At 66.6% G+C, this 24,107-nt stretch carries 14 protein-coding genes and 3 rRNA genes; 5 read left to right on the forward strand and 12 right to left on the reverse strand.

Annotated features, from left to right (window positions below):
• Positions 1-12: 12 nt before the first annotated feature.
• Positions 13-1,323: a DUF58 domain-containing protein gene (locus EV375_RS09895; RefSeq protein WP_130299117.1), complete on the forward strand. Its 1,311-nt coding sequence runs from the start codon at positions 13-15 to the stop codon at positions 1,321-1,323.
• A 99-nt stretch (positions 1,324-1,422) separates the two neighbouring features.
• Here EV375_RS09895 and rrf read toward each other — a convergent pair.
• From rrf to thyX, 6 genes are all read right to left on the reverse strand, one after another.
• Positions 1,423-1,539, reverse strand: a 5S ribosomal RNA gene (gene rrf, locus EV375_RS09900).
• A 122-nt stretch (positions 1,540-1,661) separates the two neighbouring features.
• Positions 1,662-4,788 (reverse strand): 23S ribosomal RNA (locus EV375_RS09905).
• A gap of 331 nt (positions 4,789-5,119) precedes the next feature.
• Positions 5,120-6,649, reverse strand: a 16S ribosomal RNA gene (locus tag EV375_RS09910).
• Together the 16S, 23S and 5S rRNA genes form the textbook arrangement of a ribosomal RNA operon.
• Positions 6,650-7,040: 391 nt before the next feature.
• Entirely contained in the window at positions 7,041-8,726 is a 1,686-nt protein-coding gene (locus EV375_RS09915; protein WP_130299118.1) for a ribonuclease J, read from the reverse strand.
• Between the two features lie 195 nt (positions 8,727-8,921).
• On the reverse strand, positions 8,922-9,821 hold the full coding sequence (gene dapA / locus EV375_RS09920; RefSeq protein ID WP_130299119.1) for a 4-hydroxy-tetrahydrodipicolinate synthase: 900 nt from the start codon (positions 9,819-9,821) through the stop codon (positions 8,922-8,924).
• A 204-nt stretch (positions 9,822-10,025) separates the two neighbouring features.
• Entirely contained in the window at positions 10,026-10,766 is a 741-nt protein-coding gene (thyX, locus tag EV375_RS09925) for an FAD-dependent thymidylate synthase (protein ID WP_130299120.1), read from the reverse strand.
• Between the two features lie 334 nt (positions 10,767-11,100).
• Between thyX and EV375_RS09930 the strand changes: the two genes are divergently transcribed.
• On the forward strand, positions 11,101-11,337 hold the full coding sequence (locus EV375_RS09930) for a hypothetical protein (protein ID WP_130299121.1): 237 nt from the start codon (positions 11,101-11,103) through the stop codon (positions 11,335-11,337).
• A 172-nt stretch (positions 11,338-11,509) separates the two neighbouring features.
• Entirely contained in the window at positions 11,510-12,091 is a 582-nt protein-coding gene (locus tag EV375_RS09935; RefSeq protein ID WP_130299122.1) for a hypothetical protein, read from the forward strand.
• A 10-nt stretch (positions 12,092-12,101) separates the two neighbouring features.
• On the opposite strand, the gene EV375_RS09940 is transcribed toward EV375_RS09935, so the two are convergent.
• The 6 genes from EV375_RS09940 to eccD all read right to left on the reverse strand — a co-directional run bounded on the left by EV375_RS09940 (position 12,102) and on the right by eccD (position 19,359).
• Positions 12,102-12,623: a tetratricopeptide repeat protein gene (locus EV375_RS09940; protein WP_486588389.1), complete on the reverse strand. Its 522-nt coding sequence runs from the start codon at positions 12,621-12,623 to the stop codon at positions 12,102-12,104.
• A gap of 4 nt (positions 12,624-12,627) precedes the next feature.
• Entirely contained in the window at positions 12,628-13,383 is a 756-nt protein-coding gene (gene dapB, locus EV375_RS09945) for a 4-hydroxy-tetrahydrodipicolinate reductase (RefSeq protein ID WP_130299123.1), read from the reverse strand.
• Between the two features lie 82 nt (positions 13,384-13,465).
• A complete protein-coding gene (locus EV375_RS09950; RefSeq protein ID WP_130301737.1) occupies positions 13,466-14,779 on the reverse strand; it encodes a M16 family metallopeptidase in 1,314 nt (437 codons plus the stop codon).
• Positions 14,780-14,859: 80 nt separating this feature from the next.
• A complete protein-coding gene (locus tag EV375_RS09955) occupies positions 14,860-17,112 on the reverse strand; it encodes a polyribonucleotide nucleotidyltransferase (RefSeq protein ID WP_130299124.1) in 2,253 nt (750 codons plus the stop codon).
• 308 nt (positions 17,113-17,420) lie between these two features.
• Positions 17,421-17,711, reverse strand: a complete 291-nt coding sequence (rpsO, locus tag EV375_RS09960; protein ID WP_055486267.1) for a 30S ribosomal protein S15 — start codon at positions 17,709-17,711, stop codon at positions 17,421-17,423.
• A gap of 178 nt (positions 17,712-17,889) precedes the next feature.
• Positions 17,890-19,359, reverse strand: a complete 1,470-nt coding sequence (gene eccD / locus EV375_RS09965) for a type VII secretion integral membrane protein EccD (protein ID WP_130299125.1) — start codon at positions 19,357-19,359, stop codon at positions 17,890-17,892.
• 268 nt (positions 19,360-19,627) lie between these two features.
• Here eccD and eccCa point away from each other — a divergent pair, with 268 nt between their 5' ends.
• A complete protein-coding gene (gene eccCa, locus EV375_RS09970; RefSeq protein WP_130299126.1) occupies positions 19,628-23,569 on the forward strand; it encodes a type VII secretion protein EccCa in 3,942 nt (1,313 codons plus the stop codon).
• A gap of 241 nt (positions 23,570-23,810) precedes the next feature.
• Entirely contained in the window at positions 23,811-24,065 is a 255-nt protein-coding gene (locus tag EV375_RS09975; protein ID WP_130299127.1) for a DUF397 domain-containing protein, read from the forward strand.
• Positions 24,066-24,107 lie beyond the last annotated feature (42 nt).

Genomic DNA, 24,107 nt, shown 5'->3' on the forward strand with positions numbered 1-24,107 from the left:
GAGCCCTGATTCATGGCACTCACCGGCCGTACAGCCCTCTGCGCCGCCCTCGGCGCCATCCTCGTCGGGCTGCTGCTTCCCAGCTGGACCGGCGTGCTCGTCGTCGAACTCCCGCTGCTGATGGCGATCCTCTACGACCTCGCCCTCGCGGCGCCAGTGAATCAGCTTCGCTTCACACGTTCCGGTGATACGTCAGTTCGGCTCGGCGAACACGCGTACGTGAACGTCCTCGTGGCCAACCCGACGCGACGCACGTCCCGCCTCCAGGTGCGGGACGCATGGCCCCCGAGTAGTTGGGCGGAGGGCTCGGCGGAAGCGGCAAGCCGCCACCGGGTGCGCATCGGCTCCGGTGAACAGCGCATGCTGACCACGGTGCTTCATCCCACCCGCCGCGGCGACCGGCACTCCGAAGGCATCACGGTCCGCTCGTCCGGCCCACTGGGCCTGGCCGCCCGCCAAGGAAGCCACTCCGTCCCCTGGACGGTGCGTGTACTCCCAGCCTTCAACAGCCGCAAGCACCTGCCGGCCAAGCTGGCCAGGCTCCGCGAACTCGACGGCCGCACAAGCATTCTCACCCGCGGCGAAGGCACCGAATTCGACAGCCTCCGCGATTACATCCCCGGAGACGACACCCGGTCCATCGACTGGCGTGCCACCGCCCGGCAGTCGACAGTCGCCGTCCGCACCTGGCGTCCCGAACGCGACCGCCACATCCTCGTCGTGCTCGACACAGGCCGCACGTCAGCGGGCCGCGTGGGTGACGCCCCCCGGTTGGACACCGCGATGGACGCGGCCCTTCTCCTTGCGACGCTGGCCTCGCGCGCCGGAGACCGCATCGACCTCCTTGCCTATGACCGCGCGCCACGAGCAACGGTCAAGGGACGTGCGGCACATGAGGTCCTGCCGGCCTTCGTGTCAGCGATGGCCCCGATCGAGCCCGCCCTCGTCGAGTCCGACACTCGCGCCCTGGCATCGACAGCACTCCGCATGGCCCGGCACCAGTCGCTTCTGATTCTGCTCACCGGTCTGGAAGCCTCTCCGGTCGAGAACGGCCTGCTTCCGGTGCTTCCCCTTCTCACAGAGCGCCACACGGTCCTTGTCGCATCGATCGCCGACCCCCATATCTCGGAAATGGCAGGTTCACGGGGCGACGTCGATGCCGTCTATCGAGCCGCGGCGGCAGCACGAACGCAATTGGAGCGCAAGCAGACGGCTGACCGGCTCCGCCGGCACGGTGTCGTCGTTGTCGATGCTCTGCCCTCCGAACTCGCGCCCGCTCTCGCCGACGCCTATCTCGCACTCAAATCAACAGGCCGCCTCTGACAGCGGGTTCGAAGAACTCGCCGTCCGTCATGTGGGCATGAAGAAGCCCCGTTGGTGTGGTGGCTGTGCCACCCTCCAACGGGGCTTCTCCTACAAAGAGTTCGGCGGTGTCCTACTCTCCCACACGCTCCCGCATGCAGTACCATCGGCGCAGTAAGGCTTAGCTTCCGGGTTCGGAAAGTAACCGGGCGTTTCCCTCACGCTATGACCACCGAAACACACCCCCCACCACAGCGGGGGAAACCTGTGTACCAGTACACACTGTTCAATTCAGGATTCTCAAACAACCATGGTTGTTGTTTCAGATACCGCACAGTGGACGCGAGCAAAAAGAATCTGTGGTCAAGCCCTCGGCTTATTAGTACCGGTCAACTCCAACCCTCACGGGTCTTCCATATCCGGCCTATCAACCCGGTCATCTCCCGGGAGCCTTAACCCCACACAGGGGGTGGGAGTCCTCATCTCGAAGCAGGCTTCCCGCTTAGATGCTTTCAGCGGTTATCCCTCCCGAACGTAGCCAACCAGCCATGCCCTTGGCAGGACAACTGGCACACCAGAGGTCCGTCCGTCCCGGTCCTCTCGTACTAGGGACAGCCCTTCTCAAGACTCCTACGCGCGCAGCGGATAGGGACCGAACTGTCTCACGACGTTCTAAACCCAGCTCGCGTACCGCTTTAATGGGCGAACAGCCCAACCCTTGGGACCGACTCCAGCCCCAGGATGCGACGAGCCGACATCGAGGTGCCAAACCATCCCGTCGATATGGACTCTTGGGGAAGATCAGCCTGTTATCCCCGGGGTACCTTTTATCCGTTGAGCGACGGCGCTTCCACAAGCCACCGCCGGATCACTAGTCCCGACTTTCGTCCCTGCTCGACCCGTCAGTCTCACAGTCAAGCTCCCTTGTGCACTTACACTCACCACCTGATGACCAACCAGGCTGAGGGAACCTTTGGGCGCCTCCGTTACATTTTAGGAGGCAACCGCCCCAGTTAAACTACCCACCAGACACTGTCCCTGATCCGGATCACGGACCCAGGTTAGACATCCAGCACGATCAGAGTGGTATTTCAACAACGACTCCACCCACACTGGCGTGCGAGTATCACAGTCTCCCACCTATCCTACACAAACCGAACCGAACACCAATATCAAGCTGTAGTAAAGGTCCCGGGGTCTTTCCGTCCTGCTGCGCGAAACGAGCATCTTTACTCGTAGTGCAATTTCACCGGGCCTATGGTTGAGACAGTCAAGAAGTCGTTACGCCATTCGTGCAGGTCGGAACTTACCCGACAAGGAATTTCGCTACCTTAGGATGGTTATAGTTACCACCGCCGTTTACTGGCGCTTAAGTTCTCAGCTTCGCCACACCGAAATGTGACTAACCGGTCCCCTTAACGTTCCAGCACCGGGCAGGCGTCAGTCCGTATACATCGCCTTACGGCTTCGCACGGACCTGTGTTTTTAGTAAACAGTCGCTTCTCGCTGGTCTCTGCGGCCACCACCAGCTCCCCCAGCACGTGGGATCACCAGCCGTGGCCCCCCTTCTCCCGAAGTTACGGGGGCATTTTGCCGAGTTCCTTAACCATAGTTCACCCGAACGCCTCGGTATTCTCTACCAGACCACCTGAGTCGGTTTAGGGTACGGGCCGCAACAGCACTCGCTAGAGGCTTTTCTCGACAGCATAGGATCATCCACTTCACCACAATCGGCTCGGCATCAGGTCTCAGGCACATGCCGTGCGGATTTACCTGCACGACGCCCTACACCCTTACCCCGGGACAACCACCGCCCGGGCTGGACTACCTTCCTGCGTCACCCCATCACTCACCTACTACAGGATCGGACCGCCGGCTCCACCACACCCACGGGCATCCGAAGACACACCACGGGGGGCTTCACGGGCTTAGCATCACCTGATTCAGCGCTGGCGCACTGCCACGGGTACCGGAATATCAACCGGTTATCCATCGACTACGCCTGTCGGCCTCGCCTTAGGACCCGACTTACCCTGGGCAGATCAGCTTGACCCAGGAACCCTTAGTCAATCGGCGCACACGTTTCTCACGTATGTATCGCTACTCATGCCTGCATTCTCACTCGCATACCGTCCACAACTCGTTTCCACGGCTGCTTCACCCGGCACACGACGCTCCCCTACCCACCCACACACCCGTTAAGGCACATATGTGAGTGACACGACGTCGGCGGTGTGCTTGAGCCCCGCTACATTGTCGGCGCGGAATCACTTGACCAGTGAGCTATTACGCACTCTTTCAAGGATGGCTGCTTCTAAGCCAACCTCCTGGTTGTCTCTGCGACTCCACATCCTTTCCCACTTAGCACACGCTTAGGGGCCTTAGTCGATGCTCTGGGCTGTTTCCCTCTCGACCATGGAGCTTATCCCCCACAGTCTCACTGCCGCGCTCTCACTTACCGGCATTCGGAGTTTGGCTAAGGTCAGTAACCCGGTAGGGCCCATCGCCTATCCAGTGCTCTACCTCCGGCAAGAAACACACGACGCTGCACCTAAATGCATTTCGGGGAGAACCAGCTATCACGGAGTTTGATTGGCCTTTCACCCCTAACCACAGGTCATCCCCCAGGTTTTCAACCCTGGTGGGTTCGGGCCTCCACGAAGTCTTACCTCCGCTTCACCCTGCCCATGGCTAGATCACTCCGCTTCGGGTCTTGAACACGCTACTCAAACGCCCTCTTCGGACTCGCTTTCGCTACGGCTCCCCCACACGGGTTAACCTCGCAACATGCCGCAAACTCGCAGGCTCATTCTTCAAAAGGCACGCAGTCACGACACGCCAAGCAAGCTTGACGTGCGACGCTCCCACGGCTTGTAGGCACACGGTTTCAGGTACTCTTTCACTCCGCTCCCGCGGTACTTTTCACCATTCCCTCACGGTACTATCCGCTATCGGTCACCAGGGAATATTTAGGCTTGACGGGTGGTCCCGCCAGATTCACACAGGATTTCTCGGGCCCCATGCTACTCGGGTGATCCTCAAACGAGTTGCTGACATTTCAGCTACGGGGGTCTTACCCTCTACGCCGGGCCTTTCGCATACCCTTCGCCTACATCAACAATTTCTCACTCGCCGACCGGCCGGCAGACCGATCAAGAGAACTCCCACAACCCCGTACATGCAACCCCTGCCGGGTCTCACACACATACGGTTTAGCCTCATCCAGTTTCGCTCGCCACTACTCCCGGAATCACGGTTGTTTTCTCTTCCTGCGGGTACTGAGATGTTTCACTTCCCCGCGTTCCCTCCACACACCCTATACATTCAGATGCGGGTGACAGCCCATGACGACTGCCGGGTTTCCCCATTCGGACACCCCCGGATCACAGCTCGGTTGACAACTCCCCGGGGCCTATCGCGGCCTCCCACGTCCTTCATCGGTTCCTGGTGCCAAGGCATCCACCGTGCGCCCTTAAAAACTTGGCCACAGATGCTCGCGTCCACTGTGCAGTTCTCAAACAACAACCAGCCACCCACCACCCCGAACACACAGTCCGAGTACACCAGGGCCGGCAACCAAGAGACACAACCCAACGGCCGCACTCTCAGACACCCAACAGCGCGCCCAACACCACCCCGCAAAACCAGTTGCTTTCCACGCCGAAGCAGTACTCACAACCGTCCACGAAGACGGCACTGAATAGTCAACGTTCCACCCATGAGCAACCAGCACCGGACATCCGCCGGTGTACTGGCCTCTGCAGCCGCCCTCCCGCACCACCAACGGTGGAGAGTGACAACTGAAGATGCTCCTTAGAAAGGAGGTGATCCAGCCGCACCTTCCGGTACGGCTACCTTGTTACGACTTCGTCCCAATCGCCAGTCCCACCTTCGACGGCTCCCTCCCCGCAAGGGGGTTGGGCCACCGGCTTCGGGTGTTACCGACTTTCGTGACGTGACGGGCGGTGTGTACAAGGCCCGGGAACGTATTCACCGCAGCAATGCTGATCTGCGATTACTAGCGACTCCGACTTCATGGGGTCGAGTTGCAGACCCCAATCCGAACTGAGACCGGCTTTTTGAGATTCGCTCCACCTCACGGCATCGCAACTCATTGTACCGGCCATTGTAGCACGTGTGCAGCCCAAGACATAAGGGGCATGATGACTTGACGTCGTCCCCACCTTCCTCCGAGTTGACCCCGGCAGTCTCCCGTGAGTCCCCAGCACCACAAGGGCCTGCTGGCAACACGAGACAAGGGTTGCGCTCGTTGCGGGACTTAACCCAACATCTCACGACACGAGCTGACGACAGCCATGCACCACCTGTACACCGACCCAAAGGGAAACCACATCTCTGCGGCGATCCGGCGTATGTCAAGCCTTGGTAAGGTTCTTCGCGTTGCGTCGAATTAAGCCACATGCTCCGCCGCTTGTGCGGGCCCCCGTCAATTCCTTTGAGTTTTAGCCTTGCGGCCGTACTCCCCAGGCGGGGCACTTAATGCGTTAGCTGCGGCACGGACAACGTGGAATGTCGCCCACACCTAGTGCCCAACGTTTACGGCATGGACTACCAGGGTATCTAATCCTGTTCGCTCCCCATGCTTTCGCTCCTCAGCGTCAGTATCGGCCCAGAGATCCGCCTTCGCCACCGGTGTTCCTCCTGATATCTGCGCATTTCACCGCTACACCAGGAATTCCGATCTCCCCTACCGAACTCTAGCCTGCCCGTATCGAATGCAGACCCAGGGTTAAGCCCCGGGCTTTCACATCCGACGTGACAGGCCGCCTACGAGCTCTTTACGCCCAATAATTCCGGACAACGCTCGCACCCTACGTATTACCGCGGCTGCTGGCACGTAGTTAGCCGGTGCTTCTTCTGCAGGTACCGTCACAAAAGCTTCTTCCCTGCTGAAAGAGGTTTACAACCCGAAGGCCGTCATCCCTCACGCGGCGTCGCTGCATCAGGCTTCCGCCCATTGTGCAATATTCCCCACTGCTGCCTCCCGTAGGAGTCTGGGCCGTGTCTCAGTCCCAGTGTGGCCGGTCGCCCTCTCAGGCCGGCTACCCGTCGTCGCCTTGGTAGGCCATCACCCCACCAACAAGCTGATAGGCCGCGGGCTCATCCTGCACCGCCGAAGCTTTCCACCCGGTAGAGATGCCTCCCCGAGTCGTATCCGGTATTAGACCCCGTTTCCAGGGCTTGTCCCGAAGTGCAGGGCAGATTGCCCACGTGTTACTCACCCGTTCGCCACTAATCCACCCCCGAAAGGGCTTCATCGTTCGACTTGCATGTGTTAAGCACGCCGCCAGCGTTCGTCCTGAGCCAGGATCAAACTCTCCGTGAATGCACTAGACACCACGAAAGAGCGGCACAACCAGGAGGAATAATCCCGGCGTGCACAGCATCCTCGCTGTCAATCAAAGAAATCCCACGCCTCCACAAAACGTGAAGACACGAGGGTATCAACATATCTGGCGTTGACTTTTGGCACGCTGTTGAGTTCTCAAAGAACGGACGCTTCCATCACGACCCTCACAGGCCGCTCCGGGCGCTTCCCTCTCGGTGATTCCAACCCTACCAGGGAACTTTCCGAATCCGTTTACCGGACCGTCGAGTTGGATCTGGTTGCGGATGCTGCGGCCGAAGATCGGCCGGTACCCGCTGAGTTGGAGATGTAAACGTACTGGAGCGGAGCGCCTGGACGCAAATCGAGGCGCTCCGCCCTGCGTTGGGGCTCAGACCTCGACGACCACGGGGAGGATCATCGGGCGGCGGCGGTAGGTGTCGGAGACCCACTTGCCCACGGTCCGCCGCACCAGCTGCTGGAGTTGGTGAGGTTCGGCGACGCCGTCCTGTGCCGCCTTGCCCAGCGCCTCGTCGATCTTCGGGACGACCTGCTCGAAGTCGGCCTCGTCGATACCCGAACCGCGCGACTGGACATGCGGTCCACCGACGATCTTGCCCGTGCTGCTGTCGACGACGACGAAGACCGAGATGATTCCCTCGTCGCCGAGAATGCGGCGGTCCTTGAGGGAGGACTCCGTCACATCGCCGACGGACAGGCCGTCCACGTACACGTAACCGGCGTGCACCTTCCCCGCGATGGTGGCCTTGCCGTCGACCAGGTCGACGACCACGCCGTCCTCGGCGATGACCACCCGCTCACGCGGAATGCCGGTCTGCGCCCCCAGTTCGGCGTTGGCCCGCAGGTGCCGCCACTCACCGTGGACGGGCATGAGGTTCTTGGGCCGGCAGATGTTGTAGAAGTACAGCAGTTCGCCGGCGGAGGCGTGCCCGGAGACGTGGACCCGGGCGTTGCCCTTGTGCACGACGTTGGCGCCCCAGCGGGTGAGGCCGTTGATGACGCGGTACACCGCGTTCTCGTTGCCCGGGATGAGGGACGAGGCAAGGATCACCGTGTCGCCCTGGACGATGCGGATCTGATGGTCGCGGTTGGCCATGCGGGACAGCGCCGCCATCGGCTCACCCTGCGAACCGGTGCACACGAGCACCACTTCCTCGTCCGGAAGGTCGTCGAGCGCCTTCACATCGACGACGAGACCGGCGGGGACATTGAGATAGCCGAGGTCGCGGGCGATGCCCATGTTGCGGACCATCGAGCGGCCGACGAAGGCGACTCGCCGTCCGAACTCATGGGCCGCGTCGAGGATTTGCTGGATACGGTGCACGTGGCTGGCGAAGCTCGCCACGATGATGCGTTTCTGCGCGCTCCCGAAGACCTGGCGGAGGACGTCGGAGATCTCCCGCTCGGGCGGGACGAAGCCAGGCACCTCGGCGTTCGTCGAGTCGCTCAGCAGGAGGTCGATGCCCTCCTCGCCGAGGCGTGCAAAGGCGCGCAGGTCCGTGAGGCGCCCGTCCAGCGGAAGCTGGTCCATCTTGAAGTCGCCGGTGTGCACGACCAGGCCCGCGGGCGTACGCAGGGCGACGGCGAGCGCGTCGGGAATGGAGTGGTTGACCGCGACGAACTCGCAGTCGAAGGGGCCGATGCGCTCGCGGTGGCCTTCCTCGACCTCCAGCGTGTACGGCCGGATGCGGTGCTCCTGAAGTTTCGCCTCGATCAGCGCGAGGGTCAGCTTGGACCCGATGAGCGGGATGTCGGCCTTCTCACGCAGCAGGAACGGTACGGCGCCGATGTGGTCCTCGTGCCCGTGCGTCAGGACGATGCCGTCGATGTCGTCGAGGCGGTCCCTCAGGCTTGTGAAGTCGGGAAGGATCAGGTCGATCCCGGGCTGCTCCTCCTCCGGGAAGAGGACGCCACAGTCGATGATCAGCAGCCGGCCGCCGTATTCGATGACCGTCATGTTGCGGCCGATCTCGCCGAGCCCGCCGAGGGGCGTGACGCGCAGGCCGCCTGCGGCCAGCTTCGGCGGCGAGCCGAGTTCGGGATGCGGATGACTCAAAAGACTCTCCTCACCACGCGCGCGCCACGCTCCCCGTGCCTCCGGCATGGGGAACCCCACTGGCCTCCGGGTGAGGGGCCCCGTGGGACACGTGGCGCGCGCGATATTCGTGAATGGGTTTGAATGCTTTTCGCTCGTACTGACTATGTCTGGGTATTTCCGATGGTGCCCTTTATGCAGTTATGGCGTCGGTGTTCAGATCTCCACGCCGCCGTGGGCCAGGTCGTGCCGCAGCTGCTGGGTCTCCTCCGGGGAGAGCTCCACGAGCGGCATGCGCAGCGGTCCGCCCGGCAGTCCGCGAAGGGTGAGGGCGGCCTTCGTCGTGATGACACCCTGCGTGCGGAACATGCCCGTGAAGACGGGCAGCAGCTTCTGGTGGATCTCGGTGGCCTTCGTCACATCACCGCTCAGATGCGCCTCGAGCATCGAACGCAGCTCGGGCGTGACCAGGTGCCCGACCACCGAGACGTAGCCGATGGCGCCGACGGAGAGCAGCGGCAGGTTGAGCATGTCGTCGCCGCTGTACCAGGCGAGCCCGCTGGTGGCGATGGCCCAGCTGGCACGTCCCAGGTCGCCCTTGGCGTCCTTGTTGGCGACGATGCGCGGGTGCTCGGCGAGCCGGACGATCGTCTCGGTGTTGATCGGTACGCCGGAGCGGCCGGGGATGTCGTAGAGCATCACCGGGAGTTCGGTGGCGTCGGCGATCGCGGTGAAGTGCCGGAAGAGGCCTTCCTGCGGCGGCTTGCTGTAGTACGGCGTCACCGCGAGGAGACCGTGCGCTCCGGCCTTGGCCGCGTCGCGGGCGAGCTCGAGGCTGTGCGCGGTGTCGTTCGTACCGGCTCCGGCGACGACGTGGGCGCGGTCTCCGACCGCCTCGACAACTGCCCGCACGAGCTGGGCTTTCTCGACATCGCTGGTCGTCGGGGACTCGCCGGTGGTGCCGTTGACGATCAGGCCGTCGTTGCCGGAGTCCACGAGGTGAACGGCGAGCTGCTGCGCGCCGTCGAGGTCGAGTGCGCCGTCTGCGGTGAACGGCGAGACCATCGCTGTGAGGACCCGCCCGAAGGGCGTGTGCGGTGTGGAGGTCGGAGCCATGAGGTCCACGCTACTCGCAGGCCGGGCCGTCGTGCTCCCTCGGGGCCATGGTCATGGTCATCCGGGAGGGGAACAAGGCGGTGTCCAAGCCCGTCGAGGGTCGCTGGGCGAGGGAGACCCGGCACTGCCTGCTCGGGGGTTCAAGCAGTGCCGGGCCGTGATTTCAGCGTAGACGCACTACGCGAAAGCGTGCAATCCGGGCACTTACGGCGCGACCCGGCCGTTGGCGTTGAACGCCTCGTAGGTCAGCGGCATGAGCTTCGCCCACTGCTCCTCCATCAGTTCCCCCACCATCTCGATCTCCCGCTGCGGAAAGGACGGCACCTTCGCGTTCTCGTGCTGGGTGCGCAGCCCGAGAAAGTGCATGAGGGAGCGGGCGTTGCACGTCGCGTACATCGAGGAGTACAGGCCGACGGGGAGGACGGCGCGGGCCACCTCGCGGGCGACTCCGGCGTCCAGCAGACGCTGGTAGGTCTCGTACGCCTGGCGGTAGGAGTCCTCCATCGCGGAGACCGTCAGCTCGTGCTGCTCAGGAGAGCCCTCGACGAACTCGTACTTCCCCGGCCGGCCCTGCTGCACGAGCTTGCGGGTGGGGCCGGGGGTGTAGAAGACGGGCTCGAGACGGCGGTAGCGGCCCGATTCCTCGTTGTAGGACCAGCCGACGCGGTGACGGTGGAACTCCCGGAAGACGAAGAGCGGAGCACTGACGAAGAAGGTCATCGAGTTGTGCTCGAAGGGACTCCCGTGACGGTCGCGCATCAGGTAATTGATCAGGCCCCTGGAGCGTGCGGGGTCCTTGTGCAGCTCCTCCAGGGATTTCTCGCCCCCGGTGGAGACCCGGGCCGCCCACAGCACGTCGGTGTCGGCAGCGCTGTGCTTGACCAGCTCGACGGTCATGTCTCCGCGGAAGCTCGGGGCTGCGGAGTTGTCTGGGGTGTCGGTCACGGAGGTCCTCCGGGTCGTGCGGCTGCCGGGCGCGCCCAGCCTACGGCTCACCACCGACAGCTCCTGTCCCGTGCCCCGGGGGTGCCCGGACTGTTCCGGCGTGCGGGGCAGCCCCCTGCACGTGCTGACTCCGTGCGCCCGCTTTGCCTGGCAGACGGCTTCTGTCCGGACAAAAGAGGGTGTCTGGCCCGATAAGTGGGGTCGGTGCGTGAAGGCGCCCGCCCGCTTGATATTTTTTGAGGCACGTCCCCATTCACCCGGCACTTCTCAGCCGTCAGGGGCGTTCTACCTACGAAACCCTTTCAGAAACGATCTCGACAGGAGCCTCCTGCCCATGTTCCGCCGCGGAGAGTCTGTACCGTTCGCGTTCCTCGCCGACGCCGACCGGTTCCGCAGCAATGTCACGCCCCCGCCTCGTGCCCAGCGCAGTGTCGCCGAGAAGGCAGGCGGCGCGCTGTTCGGCCTGACTGTGGTGGCCGGGCTGGCCGGATCGCTGATCCTGGGCGTACCCGCGCTCGATCCCGAGCGTCAGTCGCAGAACCACGGGCCCGCCGCGGCCGAGAGCCGCTGACGCTTCCGCTCTCCTCCGGCCGGGCCCTGCTGTCCGGCCGGTCCTCGGTTCCCCTTCCTCCCCCGACGCGCCGCGCTCACCTGCCGGGCTGGCCGCGTCCCGCACACCTCGCTAGTGTCCACGCGCATCACCCGATCCACCCGATCGAGACCGTTCAGAGCGAGGACCACCAGTGCCCCTGCCCTTCATGACGGCCGCAGGACGACCCGGCGCGGCCGAGCACCCGGAGCCCGCCCCGCTTCCGTACGACGTCCGCGAGCACTGGCGCCGCCCGTACCGTCCCGGCCCCTGGAGGGTCGGTGGCGCCGCGGTGATGCTGCTGCTCGCCTCGTACATGCTCTTCTCCGCCCTGATCATCGCCCTCGCCGGAGCTGTGCCGGGCGCCCTGATGTGCCTGGGCGCCGCGCTGGCCGTGATCGCGCTCGCGCTGCGGCTGCTGCGCGTGGGGGTGTGGGTCTCGGCGCACGGGCTGCGACGGGTCGGTCTGCTGAACACGGTGACGCTGAGCTGGACCGAAGTGGCCGCAGTACGCACGGTTCAGCAGCCCGTGCGGTGGCTCGGGCTCCCGCGCACCGTGCAGGGGCAGGCGCTGGACGTCGTACGGGCCGGTGGCGGGGAGCCGCTGCGCACGCTGCTCACCGACCACAACGCCGACTTCCTGGCGCGGCCCGAGGCGTTCGACCGAGCCGCGGACGTCATAGAGGGGTGGGCGGCCGAGTCACAGCCCGCCGGCCACGGAACTGCGCGCCAGTAGGGGCCTGCCGTCAGGGAGCGCCGTCGCCGCTGGATCCCTTCGGGGCCCGGTCGTCAGGGGGGTCCCCGGCGTGTTGCTCGTCTCGCCCCTGCAGGTCCCGGCTGTGCAGCGTGATGGCGTGCTGCATGGCCTTGCGCGCGCGAGGGGTGTCACGGGCGTCGCGGTAGGCGACCGCCAGACGGAACCAGGACCGCCAGTCGTCGGGAGCGCGTTCGGTCTCGGCCTTTCTGCGGGCGAACACCTCGTCCGCGGAGTCCCGGTCGATGCGGCCCGAAGGCGTGCGCCGCAGCTCGTCGTGCGGCAGGCCGCCCTCCGCTTCCAGCTGCCGCGCCAGCCGCTCCGCGTTCCGGGCGAAGCGGGTCGTATGCCACAGGAACCAGAGGCCGATCAGCGGCAGGACGAAGACCGCGAGACCGAGGGCCACGGTGACCGGCGTGCCGTGGCGGACCAGCAGCACTCCGCGGCTGCCGACCAGCACGAAGTAGACGACCAGCACGCCGGCCAGCGTGAAGTACGTGATCTTCGCCCGCACGCCGTCACCCGTCCAGGTCGAGGAAGTGCTCCAGACCGTAGGTGAGTCCCGGAGTGGAGCCGACGCGGCGTACTCCGAGGAGCACACCGGGCATGAACGAGCTGCGGTGAAGCGAGTCGTGCCGGATGGTGAGGGTCTCTCCCTCGCCTCCGAACAGCACTTCCTGGTGGGCGACGAGACCGCGCAGCCGGACGGCGTGCACCGGGACGCCGTCGACGTCGGCGCCGCGCGCACCGTCCAGGGAAGTGGTCGTGGCGTCGGGCTGGCCGGGCAGGTCCGCCTCCTCGCGTGCGGAGGCGATGAGCTGTGCGGTGCGCACGGCCGTGCCGCTGGGTGCGTCGGCCTTGTTGGGATGGTGCAGCTCGACGACCTCGACGGATTCGAAGAACCGGGCGGCCTGCTGCGCGAACTGCATGGTCAGGACCGCGCCGATGCCGAAGTTCGGGGCGATGAGGACGCCGGTCCCCGGCGAGGCGGCGAGCCAGCCCCGTACGGCTTCCAGCCGTACGTCGGTCCAGCCGGTTGTGCCGACGACGGCGTGGATGCCGGACGCGACGCAGTGCTCCAGGTTGCCCATCACCGCGTCGGGGTGCGTCAGGTCGATGACGACCTCGGCTCCGGCGCGGGTGAGGTCCGCGAGGTCACCGTCGCGGTCGAGGGCGACGGCGAGTTCCATGTCCTCGGCGGCTTCGACGGCCCGTACGGCCTCGGAGCCCATGCGTCCTTCGGAGCCGAGGACGGCCACGCGCAGCTTTCTCATTGTTCGTTCCTTCGGGACTGACCGGACCGGTGGTGCCGCCGGGTCCTGGCGGGGGACGTGGGACGGGAGTGCGGGGCGGCTGTCAGGCGACCGCCTCGTGGAGCTGGGTCGTCTGACGGTCGGTGAGGGGTCCGATGACGGCGAGCGAGGGACGCCGGCCGAGCACGTCCCGTGCGACCTCGCGTACGTCGTCGGGCGAGACCGCGGAGATTCTGGCCAGCATCTCGTCGACCGACAGCTGTTCACCCCAGCACAGTTCGCTCTTGCCGAGACGGTGCATGAGTGCCCCGGTGTCCTCCAGACCGAGGACAGTGGCGCCCGACAACTGGCCGATGGCGCGGCGCAGTTCGTCGTCGGGGAGACCGTGGGTGGCGGCCTGGTCCAGCTCGTCGCGGCAGATCTTGAGCACATCCGACAGCTGCCCGGGCCGGCAGCCCGCGTAGACGCCGAACAGGCCGCAGTCGGCGAACCCGGAGGTGTAGGAGTACGTGCTGTAGGCCAGGCCGCGCTTCTCGCGGATCTCCTGGAAGAGCCGGGAACTCATTCCGCCGCCGAGTGCCGCGCTGAGCACACCGAGCGCCCAGCGCCGGTCGTCGTTGCGCGAGTAGCCCGGCATTCCCAGGACGAGGTGAGCCTGTTCCGTGCTGCGGTCGGCGATCTCCACGCGGCCGCGAGCACGCAAGGGGCGTGTTCCGGTGCGCGGGCCGACAGGCTCCCGGCCGTCGGCACGTTCGAGCGCGCCGGCCCTGTCGAAGGCCGCACGCACCTGGGTCACGACGGTGTCGTGGTCGAGGTTGCCCGCGGCGGCCACCACCAGGTGCGGGGGGTCGTAGTGCTTGCGGTAGAAGCGTGCCAGACGGTCGCGTGTGAAGCCGTTGACGGTCTCGACGGTGCCCAGCACGGGGCGGCCCAGCGGCGAATCGCCCAGCAGGGCGCGGGCGAAGAGGTCGTGCACGCAGTCGCCGGGATCGTCCTCGGTCATCGCGATCTCTTCGAGGATGACGCCTCGCTCGGCCTCCACCTCGGCCGCATCGAGGACCGAACCGGTGAGCATGTCACCGAGAACGTCGATGGCCAGCGGCAGGTCGGAGTCGAGGACCCGTGCGTAGTAGCAGGTGAACTCCTTGGCGGTGAAGGCGTTCATCTCGCCGCCGACGGCGTCCAGCTCGGCCGAGATGTCGAGGGCGCTGCGCCGCCTGGTGCCCTTGAAGAGCAGATGCTCCAGATAGTGCGTGGCGCCGCCCAGCGCCGGCGTCTCGTCACGGGAACCGACGTGCGCCCAGATCCCGAGGGTCGCCGAGCGGACGGTGGGCACCGTCTCGGTGACGACGCGCAGCCCGCCCGGCAGGACCGTCTTGCGGACCTCGCCGCCTGTCTCCGGGCGGCCGCCTGACATCGCCTTCACTCCCGATGGTGTACGGGCGACGGCCCGCCCCACCGCGGTGGTGGGGCGGGCCGTCGCACGGTGAGCATGTGTCACTTGTCACCCGCGGCGGCCTCGGCCGACGCGGAGTCCTTCTGGTCGGAGTCGCCGGAGCCCTCGGACTCCTCGTCCTCAAGGACGGGGATCAGCGAGAGCTTGCCCCGCTGGTCGATCTCGGCGATCTCGACCTGGACCTTCTGGCCGACGCCGAGCACGTCCTCGACGTTCTCCACCCGCTTGCCGCCGGCGAGCTTGCGGATCTGCGAGATGTGCAGCAGTCCGTCCTTGCCGGGGAGCAGCGAGACGAAGGCGCCGAAGGTGGTCGTCTTCACGACGGTGCCCAGGTAGCGCTCGCCGACCTCGGGCATCGTCGGGTTGGCGATGCCGTTGATCGTGGTGCGGGCGGCCTCGGCGGCGGGGCCGTCGGCGGCACCGATGTAGATGGTGCCGTCGTCCTCGATGGTGATGTCGGCGCCCGTGTCCTCCTGGATCTGGTTGATCATCTTGCCCTTGGGGCCGATGACTTCGCCGATCTTGTCCACGGGGATCTTCACGGTGATGATCCGCGGGGCGTTGGGGGACATCTCGTCCGGCACGTCGATGGCCTCGTTCATCACGTCCAGGATGTGCAGACGTGCGTCACGGGCCTGCTTGAGCGCCGCGGCGAGAACCGATGCCGGGATGCCGTCCAGCTTGGTGTCGAGCTGGAGGGCCGTCACGAACTGCCTGGTGCCGGCGACCTTGAAGTCCATGTCGCCGAAGGCGTCCTCCGCACCGAGGATGTCGGTGAGGGTGACGTAGTGGGTCTCGCCCTCGATCTCCTTGGAGATCAGGCCCATGGCGATGCCCGCGACCGGCGCCTTGAGCGGCACACCGGCGTTCAGCAGCGACATGGTGGAGGCGCAGACCGAGCCCATCGACGTCGATCCGTTGGAGCCGAGGGCCTCGGAGACCTGGCGGATCGCGTACGGGAACTCCTCGCGCGTCGGCAGCACCGGCACGAGCGCACGCTCGGCGAGCGCACCGTGGCCGATCTCGCGGCGCTTCGGGGAGCCGACGCGGCCCGTCTCACCCGTGGAGTAGGGCGGGAAGTTGTAGTTGTGCATGTAGCGCTTGCGGGTCACCGGCGAGAGGGTGTCCAGCTGCTGCTCCATGCGCAGCATGTTCAGCGTCGTCACACCGAGGATCTGCGTCTCACCGCGCTCGAAGAGCGCCGAGCCGTGGACCCGCGGGATCGCCTCGACCTCGGCGGCGAGCGTACGGATGTCCGTGACGCCGCGGCCGTCGATGCGCTTCTTCTCCTTGATGACGCGTTCGCGGACCAGTTCCTTGGTCAGCGTCCGGTACGCGGCGGAGATCTCCTTCTCGCGGCCCTCGAACTGCGGGATGAGCTTCTCGGCGGCCAGACCCTTCACGCGGTCCAGCTCGACCTCGCGCTCCTGCTTGCCGGGGATCGTGAGGGCCTGGGCGAGCTCGTCACGGACCGCTGCGGTGAGGGCCTCGAGAACGTCGTCCTGGTGGTCCAGGAAGACCGGGAACTCGGCGACCGGCTTCGCCGCCTTGGCGGCGAGGTCGGACTGGGCCTTGCACAGCACCTTGATGAAGGGCTTGGCGGCCTCCAGGCCGGCGGCGACGACCTCCTCCGTGGGGGCCTCGGCACCGCCCTTGACCAGCTCGACGGTCTTCTCGGTGGCCTCGGCCTCGACCATCATCACCGCGACGTCACCGTCGGGGAGGGTGCGGCCGGCGACGACCATGTCGAAGACGGCGTCCTCGAGCTCCGTGTGGGTCGGGAACGCGACCCACTGACCGCGGATGAGAGCGACGCGCGTGGCACCGATGGGGCCCGAGAAGGGCAGGCCCGACAGCTGCGTGGAGCAGGAGGCGGCGTTGATGGCGACCACGTCGTAGAGGTGGTCGGGGTTGAGCGCCATGATCGTCTCAACGATCTGGATCTCGTTGCGCAGGCCCTTCTTGAACGAGGGGCGCAGCGGGCGGTCGATCAGCCGGCAGGTGAGGATCGCGTCCTCGGACGGACGGCCCTCACGGCGGAAGAAGGAGCCGGGGATCTTGCCGGCCGCGTACATCCGCTCCTCGACGTCCACCGTGAGCGGGAAGAAGTCGAGCTGGTCCTTGGGCTGCTTGGATGCGGTCGTGGCCGACAGCACCATGGTGTCGTCGTCCAGGTACGCCACTGCGGAGCCGGCTGCCTGCCTGGCCAGCCGGCCCGTCTCGAATCGGATGGTGCGGGTGCCGAAGGTGCCGTTGTCGATGACGGCTTCGGCGTAGTGGGTCTCGTTCTCCACCAGGGATATCTCCTCGTATGCGTCCGGCACCCGTGTGGTGCGGACCGGCTGCGGAGGAGCGCTCCGTGTGCGGGCCGGTCTTCGATCGAAGCACCCGGAACGTCTGTCCGGGGGCCACTACCGAGGACCGGCTACGGGCGGGGCGCTCCTGCCGCGTCTGTTGCCTGTGTCTGTGTCCGACCGCGTTCCAGTGATGGCGGTCTTCGTGTTGTACGTCGTGCAGGGACCAGCCTACAAACCAACCGGTCCCTTCAGGTACGGCGAAGGGAGCGGCCCCCTGAGATGGGAACCGCTCCCTTCATCACATGTCAGCGGGCGCCCGCCGCGCCGCGGCGGATGCCGAGGCGTTCGACGAGGGCGCGGAAGCGCTGGATGTCCTTCTTCGCCAGGTACTGCAGCAGGCGGCGGCGCTGGCCGACCAGCAGCAGCAGACCACGGCGGGAGTGGTGGTCGTGCTTGTGGGTCTTCAGGTGCTCGGTCAGGTCCGAGATACGGCGGGAAAGCAGTGCCACCTGGACCTCGGGGGAGCCGGTGTCACCTTCCTTGGTGGCGAACTCGGAAATGATCTTCTTCTTGGTCGCGACATCGAGAGACGACACGCGTACTCCTCATGGGTTCTGCCCGCGAGCGCCCCTGGTCTTCGCCTCAGGGGATGCTTCGATTACTCGGAGGGCCGGCCCAGCCTACCAGCGCCGCCGCATGCCTCCGCCCGCCCCCTGTGCAGCTGTTGGGGACGGGCGGAGACGGAACCGGCGCGGGGGCGGTGGCGGGGCCGGGTCAGCCCCCGATGGACCCGCGGACGCGGGCGTAGACCTCGAGAACCGCGAGGCAGAGCGGGATCAGCGAGAGCAGCACGAAGGTCTCCGTCAGCTCCATGAACCGGCCCCAGAACGGGGTCAGCCCCGTCCGCGGCACGATCAGGCCGATCGCTGTGACCAGCGCCGCCGCCACCGCGATCGATGCCGCGATCCAGACCGTGCGGATGTCGAGCCCGGCGCTGTCGCCGGTGGCGAACTCCCGGACGAGCTGCGCCGGCGGGTTGAGCGACAGCCCCAGCGCGAGCAGCGTGAGAGCGCCGAGGCCCGCGACGAGCGCGCAGGAGACCTGCGCGGTGTAGCGGAAGAGCCGTGCCCGCAGCAGCATGGCGATGCCCGTCGCGAGAGCGAGCAGCTGGCCCCAGCCGCTGTCGGAGAAGCCCAGCACCGCCGCGGAGCCCACCACGGCTGCGCACCAGCCGCCGACGAGGCCGACGAGCATCTCGTGACCCCGGCGGGCCTGGGCCGCGATGCGTTCGGCGTCGACGGGACCCTGGGCACCACGGGAGCCCTCCTGACCGTCGTCGTAGCCGCCGGGACCGCCCGCGCGGGGCTCGAAGCCTATGGGCAGCCGGGCGAAGCGGGCGGAGAGACCCGGCAGGAAGGCGATGGTGCCGACGGAGACGGGGGCGGCGACGGCGGCCGCGTCGACCGGGCCGATGTCGGCGATGACGGCGATGAAGGTGAAGACCGTGCCGACGGCCGAGACGATGGCGGAGGCGACGAACGGACCGTCACCCCTCGGCGTGATCGCGATCAGCACCGCGGAGGCCAGCAGCACCGCGACGCAGCCCAGCAGGAACTGGAGGCGGCCGACGCCCTGGCCGTCGGGGAGCGGGAGCACCCCGGACCCGGCGATCATGATGTGCGGCATCGCGCCGAGGCCGAGGGCGATGGACGAGGCCCTGTCGTCGTACACGCGGGCGCGGACGCACGCGAGAGCGACGAGCAGGAGCCCGGCCGCTGCGGCGATGATGCCGGGCAGTCCGTGCATGTCGTGTTCGACCGGGTCGGCGAACCACAGCGCGAAGGCCATGAGCACCAACAGCACGCCGCCGCCGACGAGTCCGGCCACTCGCATCCGCTGTTCGTTCCACAGGGCGCGGTCGCGCCGTACCGACGCGGCGACCGCGTCGCTGACGTCGTCGAAGACCGCCGAGGGCAGCGAATCGGCGAACGGCCGCAGAAGCAGGACCTCGCCGTCACGGATGGCGTTGCCCGCCAGCGAGAGCCCCGACTCGAGGACCCGCCCGTCCCGGCGCACCAGGTGATAGCCCGACAGGGAGCCCTCTCCGGGGCTGCCTCCGGAGAGCCGGGCGATCTCCGGATAGACGTCGGACAGGGGCACGTCCTCGGGAAGCGCGACGTCGATCCGCCCCCCAGGAGCAACTACCGTGACGCGGCAGAAGCCGGTCGCTGCGGTCGTGGCCACCTTGTTGTTCCCCCTTGCTCACTGCTCGGACTCGGCGTCACGATGGAATACAGACATCTCGGGCTGATGGATTGCCCCAAGCTTCCTGACTACGGAAGCAGTTGGGAAGATTGCGGGTCACCTTACCGTCCGCGGCGGACAGTCGGTCCTCCCGGATCCCGGAGACTCTCATACCTACTAGGATCAGCGTCTGCATGACCGGTAGCTGTTGCGATGGCGGGGGCGTCGGTGCGTAATTGCGAATTTATCGTGAAGGACTGATGAAACGGTGAGTGTGGTCATCGTGAAGCGGCAGCCACGGGTCATGCCGCCGACCGTGCCCGAGGGGGAAGTCAAGCTCGAATCCCCACCAGAACTGCCGCGCGACGGTGACAGCGACATCTGGATGAATCTCCTGCCCGTGATGGGCATGGGAGGTTCGGTCGCATTCTTCTTCATGCCGGGCTCGCAGCCCTACATGAAGGTCGTCGGCGGCCTGATGGCCGTGTCCACGGTCGCCATGGCGATCGCACAGGTCGTCAAGGCACGGCGCGGAGGCCGTGCCCAGATGGGACAGGCGCGGAGGGACTACTTCCGCTATCTCGACCAGATCCGGAAGGACGTGCGGAAGACTTCCGAGGCACAGCGGAGCGCGCAGCTCTATCAGCATCCGAGTCCGGACCAGTTGTGGGCGATCGCCGGTGATCCGAAAAGACTGTGGGAACGGCGACCGTCCGACAACGACTTCTCGTCCGTGCGAATCGGCACGGGCTGGCAGCAGTTGAGCACTCCGCTCGTCGCACCGGAAACGGCACCCAAGGACGAACTCGAGCCGCTCACCGCGGAAGCGATGAAGTCCTTCCTGAACATTCACCGTTCACTTCCGGACCTCCCCATCGCGGTGAGCCTGCGGGCCTTTTACCACGTGGTCGTCACCGGAAGCACGGACGAGGTGTACGGCAATGTACGTGCCGCCGTCGGTCAGCTCTCCTCGCTGCACTCCCCCGAGGAGTTGATGATCGCGGTCGTCGCCCACCCCGGCTCGATGGCCGAATGGGACTGGACGAAGTGGCTGCCGCACGCCCAGCACCCCTCGCAGTCCGACGGCGCCGGCCAGGCGCGGCTGTTCTACGACGACCTGGGCCAGCTGGAGGAGGCGCTCACCAGCCAGCTCGACGGACGCGCCCGCTGGAACCGCGACGGCACGCCCGTGGCCGACCAGCCGCACATCGTCGTCATCCTCGACGGCGGTTCGATACCGCCCGACTCCCAACTCGCGGGCGCCGAGGGCCTGCAGGGCGTCACCTTCATCGAGGTCGCTCCGGGCACGCTGGACGACCAGATGTCCGGCGGCCTGACCGTCCACGTACGGGAGAACGCCCTCGAGCTGTACGTCGGCCGGGAGTCGGCCTACTCCGGCAGGCCCGACCTGCTGAGCTACGAGCAGGCCGAGGCGCTGGCCCGCCAGCTCTCCCCGATGCGGATGGGCAGCGGAGAAGAAGGCGAACCGCTGCTGTCCAACCTGGACTTCACCGACCTCATGGGCATCGGCGACGCGGGTTCCGTCGACGTGGCGCGCACCTGGCGGCCGCGTTCGCTGCACGAGCGGCTGCGTGTGCCGATCGGGATCGGCGGCGAGGGCGAACCGGTCATGCTCGACATCAAGGAGGCGTCGCAGGAGGGCATGGGCCCGCACGGCCTCTGCGTCGGTGCGACCGGTTCCGGCAAGTCGGAGCTGCTGCGCACGCTCGTGCTCGGCCTGGCCGTCACCCACTCGTCCGAGACGCTCAACTTCATCCTCGCCGACTTCAAGGGCGGTGCGACCTTCACCGGCATGGCCGACATGCCGCACACCGCGGCGGTCATCACCAACCTCGCCGACGAGCTCACCCTCGTCGACCGCATGCGGGACGCGATCACCGGTGAGCTGAACCGCCGTCAGGAGACGCTGCGCAGGGCGGGCAACTACGCCAACATCACCGACTACGAGAAGGCCCGCGCGGCAGGCGCCGCCCTGGACCCGCTGCCGTCCCTCGTCCTGATCATCGACGAGTTCAGCGAACTCCTCACCGCCAAGCCCGACTTCATCGACATGTTCATCCAGATCGGCCGCATCGGCCGTTCCCTGGGCGTGCACATGCTGCTGGCGTCGCAGCGCCTGGAGGAGGGCAAGCTGCGCGGTCTGGACACTTTCCTCTCGTACCGGATCGGTCTGCGTACGTTCTCGGCCGCCGAGTCCCGCACCGCGATCGGCGTCCCGGACGCCTACCACCTGCCGAACGTCCCGGGTGCCGGCTTCCTCAAGTACGACACCGAGACGATGGTGCAGTTCAAGGCCGCCTACGTCTCCGGTGCCTACCGCACGGCCGGCCCGACGCGGGTCAGCCAGTCCACGCAGACGCGTCCCGTGATGTTCACCGCCACGCCGGTGGCATTGCCGGCCATGCCGGAGCCGGAGGCGCCGGAGACCGAAACGGTCGACGACGCTCTCGCCGACACCGTGCTCGACGTGATCGTGCAGAAGATGGTGGGCCAGGGCCCGTCCGCACACCAGGTGTGGCTGCCGCCGCTGGAGGAGCCGCCGTCCATCGACCAGCTGCTGCCCGCGCTCGCCGCCACCCCGGAGCGCGGCCTGACGGCACCGGAGTACACGGCCCTCGGCCGCCTGGCGGTGCCGGTCGCCCTGCTGGACAAGCCGTTCGAGCAGCGGCGCGACGTGCTGTACCGGGACTTCTCCGGCGCGGCCGGTCACGGCTTCGTCATCGGCGGACCCCAGTCCGGCAAGTCGACGCTGCTGCGCACGCTGATGACGTCGTTCGCCCTCACGCACACGCCGTCCGAAGTGCAGTTCTACTGCCTGGACTTCGGCGGCGGCTCGCTGCTGTCGATGGAGGAGCTGCACCACGTCGGCGGCGTCGCCAACCGTCTCGACGGTGAGAAGGTGCGACGCACGGTCAGCGAGGTCATGTCGATCCTCAACGAACGTGAGGAGTACTTCCGGACGCACAACGTCGACTCCATCGCCACGTTCCGGCAGCGCCGCGCCGCCGGGCAGATGCCGGACCAGAAGTGGGGCGACGTCTTCCTCGTCATCGACGGCTGGGCGACCTTCAAGAACGACTACGAGATGCTCGAGAGCGACGTCACCGACATCGCGACCCGAGGACTCGGCTTCGGCATCCACCTCATCCTCACCGCCTCGCGGTACACGGAAGTGCGTCCAGCGCTCAAGGACCTCCTGCAGAACCGCGTGGAGCTGCGGCTGGGCGACCCGTCCGAGTCCGAGATCGACCGCAAGGTCGCGGCGAACGTCCCGGTGGCCATGCCGGGCCGCGGCCTCAGCCCGGACAAGCTGCACCTGATGACGGCGCTGCCGCGCATCGACGGCTCCGCCACGCTGGAGGACCTGCCGGACGCGACCCGGCAGACGATCAGCGCGATCAACGAACACTGGAAGGGCGAGCCGGCACCCGCGGTCCGGCTGCTGCCGACCCTGCTCGAGGCGTCCAGGCTGCCCAAGGGCTCCGACTACCCAGAGCACGGGCTGGCGTTCGGCATCGACGAGAGTTCGCTGCGGCCGGTCTTTGTCAACTTCGAGACCGACCCGCTGTTCGTGATCTTCGGTGAGAGCGAGTCCGGCAAGAGCGCCCTGCTCCGGCTCCTCATGCACCAGATCACAGAGCGCTACACGCCGGACAAGGCCAAGATCGTCGTCGGTGACTACCGGCGTGCGCACCTCCAGGGCGTTCCTGAGGCGCACCTGTCGCGGTACTGCGCCGCGTCACCCGCGCTGCAGGAGACGCTCGAGGGCCTGGCCGGCTCCATGTCGCGGCGCATGCCGGGGCCGGACGTCACACCGGAGCAGCTGCGCAACCGCAGTTGGTACAACAGCCCGGACGCATTCGTCGTCATCGACGACTACGACCTGGTGGCCACCGGGCAGAACCCGCTGATGCCGCTGCTGGAGTACCTGCCCTTCGCACGGGACGTGGGGCTGCGCGTGATCCTCGCACGCTCGTCCGGCGGCGCCAGCCGCGCGCTGTACGAGCCGGTGATGCAGCGGATCAAGGAGCTGGGCGCGCAGGGCGTCGTCCTCTCGGGCGACAAGTCCGAGGGCGCGCTACTGGGCAACATCTCCCCGACCCAACTCCCGCCGGGCCGTGGCTACTTCCAGACGCGGCGCCGGGGCGGGCAGCTCGTCCAGACGGGGTGGCTGCCGGCGAACAACTGACGGGCTTCCCTACGTGGGAGAACCGAATGAACGAAGCCCGTGCAGGGAGTTGGAACCCTGCACGGGCTTCGTTCATTCACAAGCGACTGGATGCCCGCACGGGGCTGACTCGATCCGGTCTGCGCGGTCAGGGGTGCGTGGGAGGATGACGGGGCGGCGGCGGGAGGGGCCGGACCGGTGGGGGTTCGCGGCCACGTCGACGTACATTCACGCCGCGGTGCGAAGAAGGGAGCATGCGCCCATGGGGACGCAGCAGGAGAAGGACGAGCTGTACGCGATGGACATCTCCGACGCCGTCTGGGAGTCCGCGCCCGGCGACCCGGAGGAGGAGAAGGTCGAAATCGCGCACCTCCCCGGCGGCGCCGTCGCGATGCGCAACTCCAAGGACCCCGGCACGGTGCTGCGTTACACCGCAGCGGAATGGCGTGCCTTCGTACTGGGCGCGCGGGACGGCGAGTTCGACCTGGAGCCGACGCCGGAGAACGGCGGAAAGTGAGACGGCGGGCCGGGGGGAAGTGAGACGGCGCGGACGGGGCGC

The organism is Streptomyces sp. CNZ301, from assembly GCF_004217425.1.

Coding starts and splice junctions, on each gene's coding strand:
- EV375_RS09930 (WP_130299121.1), top strand. CDS start 11,101: ATGTTCCGCCGCGGAGAGTCTGTACCGTTCGCGTTCCTCGCCGACGCC.
- EV375_RS09895 (WP_130299117.1), top strand. CDS start 13: ATGGCACTCACCGGCCGTACAGCCCTCTGCGCCGCCCTCGGCGCCATC.
- dapA (WP_130299119.1), bottom strand. CDS start 9,821: ATGGCTCCGACCTCCACACCGCACACGCCCTTCGGGCGGGTCCTCACA.
- EV375_RS09975 (WP_130299127.1), top strand. CDS start 23,811: ATGGGGACGCAGCAGGAGAAGGACGAGCTGTACGCGATGGACATCTCC.
- EV375_RS09950 (WP_130301737.1), bottom strand. CDS start 14,779: ATGTCAGGCGGCCGCCCGGAGACAGGCGGCGAGGTCCGCAAGACGGTC.
- dapB (WP_130299123.1), bottom strand. CDS start 13,383: ATGAGAAAGCTGCGCGTGGCCGTCCTCGGCTCCGAAGGACGCATGGGC.